Genomic DNA, 15205 nt, shown 5'->3' on the forward strand with positions numbered 1-15205 from the left:
ATAAAAAAATAGCCTTTATGCTAAATTAGCATAAAGGCTATTTTAAAAAGTTAAAGTCTTTTATGAAAATGTATTTAAGAAATTGATTTTAATTATAATTGTCAATTCTCCATTATTTTAAGCTTTGTTTTTATAAATCAATTAAATTCTATACATTATTTCAAAATTCTAGATTATATGAGGAAAATAGAGTAAAATAAACTTATAACCATTAGGGGTTACTTATGATATTCAATATAAAAACTTAAAATATACCTGAAAATAAGTTTTCTACAAAATAGTTTAAACTCTTGAAAATTAAGGATTAACTGTTAAGAATGAAGAGTTTATGAAGAAATTCACTTTTAGTGAATTTCTCAAAATAAAATCTATTCTAAAAAAACTCTAAAGACGTTGACGTGGAGTTTTAACCATAATTCTTCATTTTTCATTCTTAATTTTTAGTTTCTAAAGAAAAATTTTGTTATGGAAATTAAAATAATGTATAAATTAAATTTTTATTAAGAAACCCTATAAAAATATCCTTATTATAGGAGGATTTTAGTTAGAAGTGTTGAAATATATCAAATAGCTCAATTTTGGAGGGTATTTATGTATGCAGACAATATAATAATAAAAGGTAATAAAGAGGGATTAAATGTAGTTATCGACATGAAAAAATTTAAAAACTCTCTAGATATGACCAATGCATTAATTGAAAAACTATCAAAGGGAAAAAGATTTTATAGAGGATGTACTTTGAAAATTACGACTCAATTAAAGGAATTTACAGATAGAGAATTAAGGAAATTAAGGGATCTGTTATTTGAGGAGTTTTTAATAAGAGATTGTATTTTTCAAGATATAGATGAAAAGCAAAATAAGGTCTTTAATGGTATTTATGAAGGGCGCACTAAATATTTAAAGAAAACCATAAGAAGTGGACAAGTATATGAATATTCAGGTAACCTAGTTATAATAGGAGATATAAACCCAGGAGCAGAGGTGTATGCCGCGGGAAATATTGTAGTTGTAGGAGCTATTAGAGGAAGTGTACATGCGGGGTGCACAGGAAATGATAAATCATTTATAGCAGCATTTTCACTAGAACCTCAAATTATAAGAATTGCGGATATAATGACAAGAGCACCTGAGGATGGCATAAAACCAGCTTATCCAGAGGTTGCAAGAGTTAAGAATGGAAATATAATCGTAGAGCCGTACTTAGTTAATAAATATATTTAATGGAGGTATTATAAATGGGAGAAGCAATTGTTATCACGTCAGGAAAAGGTGGCGTAGGAAAAACTACTACAACAGCCAATATAGGAACAGCTTTAGCTGCTATGGATAAAAAGGTAGTAGTTATAGATGGTGATACAGGACTAAGAAATCTAGATGTGCTTATGGGGCTTGAAAATAGAGTAGTATTTACATTGTTAGATGTAATTGAAGAAAGATGTAGATTAAAGCAAGCTCTAATAAAAGATAAAAGATTTAATAACTTATTTTTACTTCCAACAGCGCAGACAAGAGATAAAAATGATGTAGATATAAAAGAGATGTTAAGAGTAGTGAATGAACTTAAAGAAAATTTTGATTATGTTATAATAGATTGTCCAGCAGGAATTGAACAAGGCTTCGAAAATGCAGTAGTAGGAGCTGATAGATCAATAGTTGTTGTCAATCCGGAAATAACTTCAGTTAGGGATGCTGATAGAGTTATAGGAAAGCTTTGTGCAAAGGGACTTGAAGAAAGTGAGCTTATAGTTAATAGAATTAATTTTGAAATGACAAAAAATGGAGACATGTTAGATATTGAGGATATAAAAGAGTGTCTAGCTATTAAATTAATAGGCGTAGTACCTGATGATAGAAAGGTAACTATATCAACAAATAAAGGTGAGCCGATAGTACTAGATAATACTGCAGATGCAGGACAAGCCTTTAAAAATATTGCAAGAAGAATTACAGGTGAAGAGGTTCCTTTTGTAGAATTAAATCAAACTTCTTCTCAAGGTGGCTTCTGGGCTACAGTAAAAAAATTCTTCGGCAACAAATAGGAGGAAGATATGGATTTGTTTAAAATATTTTCAAGTAAATTGTCTTCTAAGGATATTGCTACAGATAGATTGAAATTAATATTAATTCATGATAGGGCTGATTTTTCGCCGGATTTTTTAGAAATGATAAAGGGAGATCTATTAAAGGTTATATCTAATTACGCAGAAATTGATGATAGCGATGTTGATGTTAAATTTACAAAGGCTGAAGAAATTGAAGGTGCTTCTCCAGCATTAATTGCCAGTATACCTATTAAAAAAATCAAAAATAGATAGCTCTAAAGCTGTGCATTATTTAAATGCATAGCTTTTTTCAATCAATAGTAGCTCGCAAAAAAAATATAGGACGAAGCTTTAAAATATAAATTTAATTTATGAAGCAAAATTACATTCTTTTGTAATTTCATACGCATAAATATAAATATATATATTTATACAATAATTTTATTTTAATTAATAATTATGAAATTAGCCATTACTTTTGTTCTTTTATTAAATATGTTATAATCATATTTATGTTGGAGGGATAAATATGCTAAAGAATCTAAAGCTAAATAATAAATTATTAAAAAGAATAGACTACGGCATAATTGTAGCGGTAGTAATTCTAGTTCTTTTTTCTGTTGCAAATATATATAGTGCAACAGGGGGATATTATGCAAAACTACAATTTGCATGGCTCATAGTAGGGCTTGTTACTATGTATTTTGTAATATTAATCGATTATACTCTAATTTTAAATTATGCACCTCTTATTTATTGGGCAGGTGTTGTATTATTGATTTTAACAGAATTTGTACTAGGTAGCGAAGTAAATGGAGCAACAGGATGGATAAGCATTGGAAGTAGAGCCCTTCAGCCTTCTGAATTTGCCAAGCTTGGTATGATAATAATGCTTGCTAAACAAATTCAAGATATGGATGGAGATGTAAATAATGTGAAAAGCGTTATTAAACTTGGCATATATGCAGCTATACCAATGTTTCTTATAGTTATAGCACCGGATATGGGAATGACTATGGTATGCTTTTTTATGGTTTTAGGAATAGTTGTCGTAACAAATTTGAATTGGAAAGCTATTGTAGGAGGACTGGGTGGTATATTCTTAACCGTAGTTGCCTTATGGAATTCACCTCTTATGAAACCTTATTGGAAATCAAGATTTATAGCTTTTTTAAATCCAGAGCAATTTGAACTAAGTCATGGCTTACAGCTATTACAATCAAAAATTGCCATAGGATCTGGAGGAGTTTTCGGCCTTGGATTTTTAAATGGTAAGCAGTATAAATTTGTTCCTGAAAACCATACAGACTTTATTTTTGCAGTAATCGGAGAAGAATGGGGTCTTATGGGAGCATTAATACTATTAACTTTATATGGTATTATTCTATATAAATCAATAAAAATAGCAAAAACTTCAAAGGATGTAGCTGGAAGTATAATTTGTACAGGAATAATAGGAGCACTAATGTTTTCTATAATTCAAAATATGGGTATGACCATAGGTGTAATGCCTATAACTGGAATTACTCTTCCTTTTGTTAGCTATGGTGGTAGTTCAATGCTTACTAACTTTATATCTTTAGGTTTAATATTAAATGTTGGTATGAGAAGAAAGAAAATAAATTTCTAGGGGGAATTTTTTATGAGAATAGCTCTAATTGCCCACGATAAGAAAAAAGATGATATGATAGAATTTGCAAGAAGATACAAGCATATATTAAATGAACATGAACTTTATGCTACAGGTACTACAGGAAAACTATTAACCGATTTAGTAGATCTTGAAGTCTATAGATTTTTGTCAGGACCTTTAGGTGGAGACCAGCAAATAGGTGCAAGACTTGCACAGGGAGAAATGGATTTTATAATTTTTTTAAGAGATCCTCTTACAGCCCAACCACATGAACCAGATGTAACAGCTCTTATTAGATTATGTGATGTTCATTGTATACCTCTTGCTACAAACCTAGGCACAGCTGAAGTAATTATGAAAGCTTTAAAAAGTAGATAAAAAAGTATTTAAAATTAAAAATATATAGGAAATTTAAAACGAGAAACTAATAGCATATAACTTAAATTACTAAGTAATTTAAGTTATATGCTATTTTTATTATTTACTTTTGTTGTGAAAATATGATGATGCCAGTATTGACGTAAACTTCTTACTTGTTAATACAAAATAATGTATCAGCCTTTAATTAATCATTTTATTTTAGATATCTAAGTTAAGATTTTTTCAAACTTTATTCATAAAATTCAAGTATTTTAATATATATATAAAATAGAAAAGTAAGAAGTTATAAAGGAGGAAAAATGGGAGGTTATAGTGAACAATATGAAAAATATTATTCAGCATTAACTAGAAATAAATCTGCATATTACCAAAAAAATAGAACTAATAAAGAAACTAATAGAAGTAAATCTTTATGGACATGGTCCCGTAAAAATTATGGTGACAGACTTATAATACAGCTCTCCATAGTAATTTTTTTAATCATAGTATTTTTAGGATGTAAGATATATATAAATGAATATACAGTCGGATTTTATAATTTAAGTAAAACTATGATAAATAAAAGTTATGATTATAAATCTATTTTTGAAAAAGCAAAAAGTGTAGATATTCAAGATATAGAAAACATGAGTATAAAAGTAATAGAAAAAATTAAAATAGGTTTTATAGGTGGAAGAACTATTGATGAAGAAATCCAAAGTGATTATTCTTTACCTGTATCATCAAAAAAAGTTTATGGTAATAATAAATGGGATAAAAGTATAAATGAAACTTTAAAACTTCAAGTTTATGAGAATATGGATATTAAAAGTTGTAATGATGGAAGAGTTAAAAAGATAGATAATGATAAGCTTGGAAATTATATATTGATAGACCATGGAAAAGGAATAGAGAGTAAGTATTATAATTTATCTGATATTTATGTGAATGTAGGTCAATCAGTAGAAAAAGATGAAACCATAGGTGAGATAAGGGGAGATACTGTAGAACCCAAGACCTTTTATTTTGAAATTTTATATATGGGAAAAACGCAAGATGTATATAGTTATATGGTAACCTAAAAATTTGGAGGAGGAGTGGATTGATACGGTTTAGTAAATATTTTATACCCTATTTATTATTTTTAATTATTATAGGAATAAACTATAAGCTTTTATTAGGATTCATTATAGTGATAATTCATGAAATGATTCATTACATTACTGCTAGAATTCTAGGTTATAGTGGATTTTGTATAGAAATACTACCCATTGGGGCAGCCCTAAAACTGAAAGACTTAGATGAGGCTTCTCCTATGGAAGATATAATAATTTCATTAAGTGGTCCTATTGGAAATTTTATAATTGCTCTTATAAGCTACATTGTCTATAGGTATATAAACAACAGTTATATACTTTTGTTCTTACAATATAATATGGTGATTGGATTATTTAATCTGTTCCCCGCCTTTCCATTAGATGGAGGTAGAGTTTTAAGAGATATACTTACAACAAAATTTTTATATAAAAAAGCTAATGAAATAGCCTTAAGGATAAGTATAATTTTAGGATACATATTGCTCATAATTCACTTTATTACTTTGCTTTATGGTATATCCAATATTAACTTAGCCTTAATAGCTATTTTTATTTTGGTTATTTCTAAAAAGGAAAAAGAAAGGATAGTATATGTAATTATGGGTTATATAATAAAGAAAAGGGAAAAATTAATTAAAAGAGGTTATATAGAAAATAAAAGTATATCTGTACACTATAAATTAACATTACTTCAGCTATTAGATTTAGTGGATAAAAATAAATATAATATTTTTACTGTATTAGACGATAATATGGATGTTTTAGAGGTTATATATGAAGAAGAAGTAATAAATGGATTAAAGAATCAAGGGAACATGACTTTAGAACAATTTATAATTAATAGAGATTTTGATATTTATAGAGATCTAAAGCCTTAATTTAACATTTAAAGGGAGCTTAATATTTTGAGGATAAATACTTATGCCTTAAATTTATAATAGTAATTAAACATATAGACTTTAAAAGCAAATGTTTGACCATACTTTAAATGTTAAAGTAGTTTTTATATAATCAACATTTATTTTGAAATATTCTTAGCTTATGATAAAATAAAGTATTGTAATTAACTTAAGGAGGAATTTGAATGAATAAAATTTCTGATGATATACTGTACAAAGTTGAAAAACCAGCTAGATATGTAGGTGGAGAATTTAATTGTTATAATAAAGATAAAAGTGTAGTTGATATACGTTATGCTTTTTGCTTTCCTGATGTTTATGAAGTAGGAATGTCTCATTTAGGAAGCAAAATATTATATTATGTAATTAATGAAAGAGAAGATACTTTTTGTGAAAGATGCTTTGCACCATGGCCTGATATGGAAAAGCAATTAAGAGAAAATGACATTTCATTATATGCATTAGAAAGTAAGGATTCCTTATCAGAGTTTGATTTTTTAGGATTTACATTACAATATGAAATGAGCTATACAAATATATTAAATATGCTTGATATGTCAGGAATACCTCTTAGAGCCTCTCAAAGAGATGAAAAAAGTCCAATAGTTATGATGGGAGGACCATGTGCTTACAATCCTGAACCATTATACGATATTGCTGATATTTTTGTTTTAGGAGAAAGTGAAATTGTAATTCATGAAATATTAGATTTATATAAAGAATATAAAAATAAATCTAAAAAAGATTATTTAAGAGCAGTATGCAAAATTGAAGGAGTATATGTTCCAAGTCTTTATGAGGTAACTTATAAAGATGATAATACAATTCAAGAGTTTAAACCTATTTATGACGATGTACCTAAAACTGTTAAGAAAAGAATTATAAATAACTTTGATGAAAATGTATATCCAGATAAACTTATAGTTCCATATACAGAAATAGTCCATGACAGAATTACCTTAGAAACCTTTAGAGGTTGTACAAGAGGCTGCAGATTTTGTCAGGCAGGTATGATTTATAGACCAGTTAGAGAGAAGAAGACAGACACACTTATAAATCAAGTAGATGAAATTCTTAAGAAGACCGGATATGAAGAGGTTTCATTAACTTCATTAAGTATTTGTGATTATTCAGATATTCAAAACTTAATATTTTCTTTAGTTAAGAAATATGAAGGAGAAAAAATAGGGGTTTCCCTGCCATCTATAAGAATAGATTCTTTCTCTGTGGATTTAATTAATGAAATTCAAAAGGTTAGAAAAACAGGTCTTACCTTTGCTCCAGAGGCAGGAAGTCAAAGAATGAGAGATATTATAAATAAAGGTGTTAATGAAGAAAACTTATTAGAATCTAGTAGAAGTGCTTTTGAAGCAGGATGGTCAACATTAAAGTTATATTTCATGATAGGATTACCATATGAAACTATGGAAGATGTTATAGGTATAACAGAACTGGGTGAAAAAGTAGTAGAACAATACTTTAATGTTCCAAAGCATATAAGAAAAAGAGGCTTAAGAGTTACAATTAGCACATCTATATTTGTGCCTAAACCTTTTACTCCTTTCCAATGGGCACCAATGGATACTATGCCTAGTGTTAAAGAAAAAATTTCTAATTTAAGAAACTCAATTAAAAGCAAAGCTATAGTATACAATTGGCATGAGTCTCCTGTAAGTTATATGGAAGCAGTATTTGCAAGAGGAGATAGAAGACTTTGTGATGTATTAATAAAGGCCTTTGAAAAAGGTGCTCGTTTTGATGGTTGGGGAGAGTATTTTAGTTTTGATACATGGAATGAATCAATGAGTGACTGTAATGTAGATGGAGATTTCTATGCTTACAGGGAAAGAGATTATGAGGAGATACTTCCATGGGATTTTATAGATATAGGTGTTACTAAAGAATTCTTAATAAAGGAAAACAATAAAGCTAAGGAAGCTATTGTTACACCAGATTGTAGAGGAATATGTGAAAGATGTGGTGTAAACGTGAGCTTTAAGGAGGGAAAGTGCTTTGAAGGTGCGATACTTAATAAAATACACTAAGGAAAGTGAAATAAAATTTATATCTCATTTAGATTTAATGAGAACAATTCAAAGAGTTATAAGAAGAGCTAGATTGCCTATAGAATATTCTAAAGGGTTTAATCCACATATGACTATATCTATAGCTCAACCTTTATCTGTAGGTTCATATTCTAAAGGAGAGTATATGGATGTTGTATTTACAGAGGATATAGATGAAAATCAAATATTAAAGAATTTGAACGAAAATACACCTAGAGGTGTTATATTTCTAGACGTAAAAAAGGTTGAGAATAAGGAAAATTCTAAGGCACCTCAAGCAATGGCTATAATTGACGCTGCTAAATATATAATAAAATTAAAAGCTAAAGATGTGAATAAAGCATTAGAAGATATAAAGAACTTAAATAAAGAAAGTCAATGGAATATAGTGAAAAAGAGCAAAAAAGGCGAAAAAGAAGTTGATATAAAACCATTAATAAAAGAAATTACTTATAGTACTGAAAAGGATAGAGTAATATTAAACACATTATTAGCCTGCGGTAGTAGAGAAAATCTTTCAGCTAGTTTACTTAGCGATTATATAAAAGAAAAAGTAGAATCTATAGAAGAAGATTCTTTTGTAGATATAGAGAGAATTGATATGTATGCATATAAAAATGAAAAAATCTTCTCTCTAAATCAGTATTTTTAATAAATTTAGGAGAGTTTTTTTTGAAAGAAATATTTATTGAAAGACAAGAAGATTTTCTCAAAGTTGCTGTAAAAGAAGATAATGTGTTAAAGGGATGCTACATTGAAGAACAAAATCAGCTTCCTAAAATCTCTGATATCTACAAGGGTATAGTTAAAAATATTGTACCTGCTATTAAATGTGCTTTTATAGATATAGGTTATAAAAAAAATGCTTACATGTATTTAAATGATAATATGAAAAGCATAAAAAAAGGTGATGAAGTATTAGTTGAAGTTATAAAAGAGGAAATTGGCAAAAAAGGTCCTAAAGTTATAAATTCAATTAGTTTACCGGGTAGCTATATTGTCATAACTAATAGTCACAATAAAATACAGTTTTCACCTAAAATAAAGGATAAGAATTTTATAAAGTATATAGAAGACAATTTAGATAAACCTATAGATTTAGGAATAGTTATAAGAACTAAAGGACAAAATGTAGACTTATCTATATTAAAAGAAGAAATGTATAATCTATATAATATATATGAAAATATAGTTAACAAATTTACTTATTATCAAAATATAGGCTTATTGTATGGAAGTGAAGGAATATTAGGGAATATATTGAGGGAAACATCAGGTGATGACTATAATATTATTGTAAATAATCATACAGATTTTAATTATTGTAAAGAAGTTTTAAATTCTAAACATCATGAAGGTGAAATAAAAGTTTATGATGGGTCAATAGGGCTTTTTGATTATTATGGTATTGAAAAAGAAATATTAAGTCTTAGAAATAATAAAGTAGTTCTTCCTAGTGGAGGAAATATTGTTATTGAAAAAACGGAAGCAATGTATGTAATAGATGTTAACTCAGCTAAAAATGTAAAAAGTTCATCTCTTAGAAAAACGGCATTAGTCACAAATATTGAAGCAGCAAAGATTATAGCTGAACAAATAAAATTAAGAAATTTAAGTGGAATAATATTAATTGATTTCATAGATTTAATAGAAGATAATGAAAAACAAGATGTTATTAGTACCCTGAAAAGATATTTTAAAGATGATAAGAATAAAACTAATATATATAATTTTACTGAGTTAAACTTAGTGCAAATCGCAAGAAGAAGGACTGGAAAATCTATATATGAGTATATTTTTGAAGAATGTGTATCATGTAAGGGGAAAGGGGTAAAAATAAAATTATCTTATATTGAAAATATGATTAGAAATAATATTAAAAGACTAAATAGTGAGCAGAATGTCAAAGATATATATATTGAGATAGATGAATTTTATAAGAATGAAATTCAAAGAGATTTAATAACTTTTATAAAAAATATAAATGCATTGGATAAACGTATATATATAAATTATATTCACGACTTGGATACTTTTAAAATAGAACCATTAATATTTTCAAATCAAATAAGAAATCTAGAAAATTGCAAGATATATGGATAGTCATTAATATTTTATCACTTATTTTATGATTTATATCTTTGCTATAAAAAGTATAAAATTCCTTTACAAATAAATTTAGATATGCTACAATGGCTTTTGTAGACCGCACAGAAGAGGTTTTATTAAATCATTTAATTTTATTAAATGTACCTTAAATGGCGAGACTGGATTGAGGAGGTGTATTTTAATGTACGCAGTTTTACTTACTGGAGGAAAGCAATACAGAGTTCAAGAGGGAGACGTATTATTCGTTGAAAAACTTGAAGCTGACGTTGATTCAACTGTAGAATTTGATAATGTTTTAGCAGTTGGAAAAGAAGAAGGATTAGTAATTGGAAAACCTGTAGTTGAAGGAGCTAAAGTTGTTGCTAAAGTAGTAGCACAAGGAAAAGCTAAAAAAGTTATAGTATTCAAATATAAGAGAAAAAAAGACTACAGAAAGAAACAAGGACACAGACAACCTTTTACAAAGATAGTAATTGAAAAGATAGAAGCTTAATTATGACTAAGGTTAAATTTTACAAAGACTGTGATACATATGTTGGCTTTACTGTTAGTGGTCATGCTGCTCCACAATCTGAAAATCTAGATATAGATTTAGTATGTTGTGGGATATCAGTAATATCACAAACCACCATACTTGGTATGGAAGAGGTTTTAAAGTTAAAACCACAATATGAATTGAATGATGGGATTATAAATTTAACGTTAGAAAATCTGGCAAGTGAAGACATTGAGAAATGTCAAGTTTTAATTGAAACTATGCATGTTGGATTACAAAGTATGGCATTTACGTACGGTGATTATATAAAGATAGAGATAGAGGAGGTGTAGTATTATGCTAATTATGAACCTTCAGTTATTTGCTCACAAAAAAGGAGTAGGTAGCTCAAAGAACGGAAGAGACAGTGAATCTAAAAGACTTGGTGTTAAGCGTGCAGATGGACAATTTGTGCTTGCAGGAAACATCCTAGTTAGACAAAGAGGAACAAAAATCCATCCAGGAAACAACGTTGGAATAGGTGGAGATGATACTCTTTTCGCTAAAATAGATGGAGTTGTAAAATTCGAAAGAATGGGCAAAAATAGAAAAAAAGCTAGCGTTTACCCAATCGATGTAGAAGTTGCAATGGCTGAATAGTTGATAAAGCACCCTGCTAGGGTGCTTTTTTAATCTATAGAATCAAAGTTTATAAATTAAACTGATAAATTGAGAATTAAGAATTGAGAATTGAATTATAGACCAAGTGTCTATGGATATAAGGAAATAACTTAAAAGTATTTTAAAATGTAAAATGCATAGATGTGGTGTCTCAAAATTTAATATATAGACAAATATGTTTTAATTAACAACTTAAAATAATGGAGAATTGACAATCATAGTTGAAATTAATTCCTAAGGAGTTAATTTCTTTAATTGATTTTTCCTAGCATTTACATTGCTAGTTTTTAAAAATAAATCAATTTAAAACTTCTCCTGTAAAGGGAAGTATCCATAATTGTAAACTGTGCATTGTGAGTTGTATAAGAGAAGAAGTATCTAGAATTCTTAAATCTTAATTCTTAATTAACAAGATACTTTATAATAAATTACTGTTACTATATTATAAGATTTACAGAGAAAATCTCTCAATACTATAAACTATCCATAAAAAATTAAATTTAGTAAATAATATAGTTATGTATGTTAAAATAATTTTTATTTAAGGTAAGGTGAAAAAGTATGTTTATAGATACAGCCAAAATTTTTGTTAGATCTGGTAATGGTGGAAATGGATCTGTTTCCTTTAGAAGAGAAAAATACGTGCCACTTGGCGGTCCTGATGGAGGAGATGGCGGTAATGGTGGAAGTGTTATATTAAGAGTAGAACCTAATATGACTACACTACTAGATTTTTCTTATAATAGAAAATTCATAGCTGACGATGGAGGCAAAGGTGAAGGATCAAAGTGCTATGGTAAAGATGGTGAAGATCTTATAATAGATGTACCAATGGGTACAGTAATAAGAGATGTAGAAACAGATAAGATAATGTGCGATTTATCTCATGCTGGTGATACATATGTAGTTTGTAAAGGTGGAAAAGGTGGAAATGGAAATGCTAAATTCTGTACTCCAACAAGGCAGGCACCAAGTTTTGCAGAGCCAGGTATGCCTGGTGAGGAAAGATGGATAAAGCTTGAACTTAAATTGCTTGCAGATGTAGGACTTCTAGGATTCCCTAATGTAGGAAAATCCACGTTACTTTCAGTAGTCTCTAAAGCAAGACCTAAAATTGCAAACTATCATTTTACTACATTAAAGCCTAATTTAGGTGTAGTGAGTTTAAAAGGAATACAAAACTTTGTAATTGCAGATATTCCTGGAATAATAGAGGGCGCTGCAGAAGGAGTAGGCTTAGGCTTAGATTTTTTAAGACATATCGAAAGAACAAGATTACTTATACATGTTGTAGATATATCAGGATTAGAGGGCAGAGACCCAATTGAAGATTTTAAGAAAATAAACGAAGAACTTAAAAAATATAGTATTAAATTATGGGATAGACCACAGATAATAGCTGCTAATAAGACAGATATGTTATTTGATGAAGAAGTATTTGAAAACTTTAAGAAACAACTAAATGAAATGGGATATAATAAAGTATTTAAAATTTCAGCAGCTACAAATCAAGGAGTAGATGAGCTTATGAAAGAGGCAGCAGAGATGCTGAGCCATATTCCAGTTCAAGAGCTTGAAATTAATAATGATGAAAGATTCGTACCTGAGGAAAAGAGATTTACTTATACAATACGTGAAGAAGAAGAAGGCATATTCGTTGTAGAGGGAAGCTTTGTTGATAGATTACTTAATAGTGTTAACGTAAATGATCCGGATTCTTTAAGATATTTCCACAAGGTTTTAAGAAACAAAGGTGTGCTAGATGAGCTTAAAACTATGGGGGTACAAGACGGTGATATTATAAGACTTAATGATTTTGAATTTGAGTTTTTATTATAGGAGGAGTTTTATGATAAGTACAAAACAAAGAAGCTATTTAAGAAGCTTAGCAAATAATATAGATCCTATATTTCAAGTGGGAAAAGGTGGAATAGAGGAAAATTTTTTAAAACAAGTAGATCAAGCTTTAGAAGCAAGGGAGCTTATTAAAATTAAAACATTAAATAACAGTGGAATGACACCTAGAGAAGCATCTGATATTTTATGTGAAAAATTAGGATGTGAAGGCATTCAAGCTATAGGAAGTAAATTAGTTATATATAGAAAATCAGCTAAAAAGCCTAAAATAGAACTTCCAAAGTAAATGATAAAAAACCATGAATTTTCATGGTTTTTTAAATAATATTTTTAATATATCTATATATATACTACTTGAAAATTAATATGTAGTTAATAACTACACTATTAAATATTTCAATTTATAACTTTAATCAATGGAGAATTGAAAATTGACAATTGATAATTATGATGGAAATTAGTCTTAATAAAACTAATTTCTTTAATTGATTTTTTACTAGCAATACAATTGCTGTTCCTTTTTAAGAAGTGACTAAGTTGCTTAAAAAATAAATCAATTGAAAACTTCTCTTATAAAAGAGAAGTATCAATAATTTTCCATTGTCAATCGTCAATTCTCCATTATTTTGAGCTGTGCATTAGAATACCTAAGTAAACAGCTTTATTAGAGTATACATTATATTTTAATGTGGTACATTTATATATAGTATGATTTAATATAAGGGATTAAATTTGTATTTGGTAAAAAGTAAAAATTATGTTATTATATAATATAGAAAAAGAAGGTTTTTATTATGAGAAAAGCAATATTTGGAGGAACCTTTGATCCAATTCATAACGGGCATATGCATATTGCTTATGAAGCATTATATAACTTAAATTTAGATCTAATTATTTTCATACCTAGTGGAAACCCGCCACATAAGATTCAGAGAAAAGTTACAGAAGGTAAAATAAGATACGAAATTGTAAAATCTACAATTGAAGATGAAGTAAGATTTGATATAAGTGATTATGAAATAAATAGTAATGAATTAAGTTATACATATAAAACTTTAAAACATTTTAATACTCTAGAGCCTAATACTAAATGGTTTTTTATAACTGGTGCAGACAGTTTAATTGATTTAGAAAGCTGGAGAAATGTGAAAGGTATATTAGAGAATTGTACCCTTGTAGTTTTTACAAGACCAGGGTATAGTCTTGAAGAAATAAAAAAGCAAAAGAAAAATATTGAAGAAAAATATAATACAGATATTATATTCTTAAATATGCCTGTAATCGATATTTCTTCTACCATAATTAAAAAGAAAATAAGTGAAAATAAAAATGTAAAATATCTTCTTCCTTGTGAAGCCTACAAAATTATTAAAAAGCTTAACTTGTATAAATAAAGGAAGTGAAAAAATGTTAATAGAAGATGACATAAAAAAATATCTTGAAAAATGTTTGAAGCCGTCAAGATATGTTCATACTTTAGGTGTTGTAGATGTTGCTGAAAAATTGGCAATACAGTATAATGTCGATGCTAAAAAGGCAAGAATAGCAGCACTATTACATGACGCAGCAAAAAATATGAACAATGATGAGCTTATAAGAATTTCAAAGGAAAATAATCATGAAATAGATGAGGATTATTATAGTTCACCTCAGTTATTACATGGTGTTGTCGGAGCATATATAGCTAAAAATACCTTTGATATTGAGGATAGCGATATATTAAATGCTATTACATATCATACTACAGGAAGAGCTAATATGTGTTTACTAGAAAAGATAATATATGTAGCAGACTACATCGAACCTTCAAGAAATTTTCAAGGAGTTGAATCTTTAAGAGAACTTGCATATAAGGATTTAGATGAAGCTGTTATTGGATGTTGTGAAAACACTATAAAATACATATTATCTAAAAAACTTTTATTACATAAGAATACAATAGAAGCTAGAAATTATTTACTAATTCAGAAGCAGTAGGTGTTT

17 protein-coding genes are annotated in these 15205 nt (G+C 28.1%); all 17 read left to right on the forward strand.

Going from position 1 to position 15205, the window contains the following annotated elements; all coding sequences use genetic code 11:
- Positions 1-591 precede the first annotated feature (591 nt).
- The 17 genes from minC (at position 592) to yqeK (ending at position 15199) form a co-directional block, all read left to right on the forward strand.
- Entirely contained in the window at positions 592-1224 is a 633-nt protein-coding gene (minC, locus tag ACWPW7_RS10975) for a septum site-determining protein MinC (protein ID WP_039632021.1), read from the forward strand.
- Between the two features lie 14 nt (positions 1225-1238).
- A complete protein-coding gene (gene minD, locus ACWPW7_RS10980) occupies positions 1239-2042 on the forward strand; it encodes a septum site-determining protein MinD (protein ID WP_454053534.1) in 804 nt (267 codons plus the stop codon).
- A gap of 9 nt (positions 2043-2051) precedes the next feature.
- Complete coding sequence (gene minE / locus ACWPW7_RS10985) at positions 2052-2318, forward strand: cell division topological specificity factor MinE (protein WP_039632025.1); 267 nt, start codon at positions 2052-2054, stop codon at positions 2316-2318.
- A gap of 256 nt (positions 2319-2574) precedes the next feature.
- Positions 2575-3675 carry a rod shape-determining protein RodA gene (gene rodA / locus ACWPW7_RS10990; protein ID WP_291560915.1) on the forward strand — a complete coding sequence of 367 codons (1101 nt, stop codon included), beginning with the start codon at positions 2575-2577 and terminating at the stop codon, positions 3673-3675.
- Positions 3676-3687: 12 nt separating this feature from the next.
- On the forward strand, positions 3688-4056 hold the full coding sequence (locus tag ACWPW7_RS10995; protein WP_291560912.1) for a methylglyoxal synthase: 369 nt from the start codon (positions 3688-3690) through the stop codon (positions 4054-4056).
- A gap of 302 nt (positions 4057-4358) precedes the next feature.
- Entirely contained in the window at positions 4359-5120 is a 762-nt protein-coding gene (locus ACWPW7_RS11000; protein ID WP_454053535.1) for a peptidoglycan DD-metalloendopeptidase family protein, read from the forward strand.
- Positions 5121-5140: 20 nt separating this feature from the next.
- The gene (locus tag ACWPW7_RS11005) at positions 5141-6013 is read left to right on the forward strand and encodes a M50 family metallopeptidase (RefSeq protein WP_291560908.1); all 873 of its coding nucleotides are present in this window, start codon (positions 5141-5143) and stop codon (positions 6011-6013) included.
- Between the two features lie 206 nt (positions 6014-6219).
- Positions 6220-8079, forward strand: a complete 1860-nt coding sequence (locus ACWPW7_RS11010) for a TIGR03960 family B12-binding radical SAM protein (protein ID WP_454053536.1) — start codon at positions 6220-6222, stop codon at positions 8077-8079.
- Positions 8048-8752 (forward strand): TIGR03936 family radical SAM-associated protein, encoded by a 705-nt coding sequence (locus ACWPW7_RS11015; RefSeq protein WP_454053537.1) that lies wholly within the window; start codon positions 8048-8050, stop codon positions 8750-8752. The genes ACWPW7_RS11010 and ACWPW7_RS11015 overlap by 32 nt, the downstream gene beginning before the upstream one ends.
- 20 nt (positions 8753-8772) lie before the next feature.
- Positions 8773-10203 (forward strand): ribonuclease E/G, encoded by a 1431-nt coding sequence (locus ACWPW7_RS11020; protein ID WP_454053538.1) that lies wholly within the window; start codon positions 8773-8775, stop codon positions 10201-10203.
- Between the two features lie 187 nt (positions 10204-10390).
- Positions 10391-10702 (forward strand): 50S ribosomal protein L21, encoded by a 312-nt coding sequence (rplU, locus tag ACWPW7_RS11025; RefSeq protein WP_039632041.1) that lies wholly within the window; start codon positions 10391-10393, stop codon positions 10700-10702.
- A 2-nt stretch (positions 10703-10704) separates the two neighbouring features.
- Entirely contained in the window at positions 10705-11037 is a 333-nt protein-coding gene (locus ACWPW7_RS11030; protein WP_454053539.1) for a ribosomal-processing cysteine protease Prp, read from the forward strand.
- Between the two features lie 4 nt (positions 11038-11041).
- Complete coding sequence (gene rpmA, locus ACWPW7_RS11035; protein WP_039632044.1) at positions 11042-11344, forward strand: 50S ribosomal protein L27; 303 nt, start codon at positions 11042-11044, stop codon at positions 11342-11344.
- Positions 11345-11926: 582 nt separating this feature from the next.
- Entirely contained in the window at positions 11927-13204 is a 1278-nt protein-coding gene (gene obgE, locus ACWPW7_RS11040; protein ID WP_454053540.1) for a GTPase ObgE, read from the forward strand.
- Positions 13205-13214: 10 nt separating this feature from the next.
- Entirely contained in the window at positions 13215-13508 is a 294-nt protein-coding gene (yhbY, locus tag ACWPW7_RS11045; RefSeq protein WP_039632048.1) for a ribosome assembly RNA-binding protein YhbY, read from the forward strand.
- A 505-nt stretch (positions 13509-14013) separates the two neighbouring features.
- The gene (gene nadD, locus ACWPW7_RS11050) at positions 14014-14616 is read left to right on the forward strand and encodes a nicotinate-nucleotide adenylyltransferase (RefSeq protein WP_454055498.1); all 603 of its coding nucleotides are present in this window, start codon (positions 14014-14016) and stop codon (positions 14614-14616) included.
- A 13-nt stretch (positions 14617-14629) separates the two neighbouring features.
- On the forward strand, positions 14630-15199 hold the full coding sequence (gene yqeK, locus ACWPW7_RS11055) for a bis(5'-nucleosyl)-tetraphosphatase (symmetrical) YqeK (RefSeq protein ID WP_454053541.1): 570 nt from the start codon (positions 14630-14632) through the stop codon (positions 15197-15199).
- Positions 15200-15205: the final 6 nt, after the last annotated feature.

Source organism: Clostridium sp. Marseille-Q7071, from assembly GCF_965112025.1.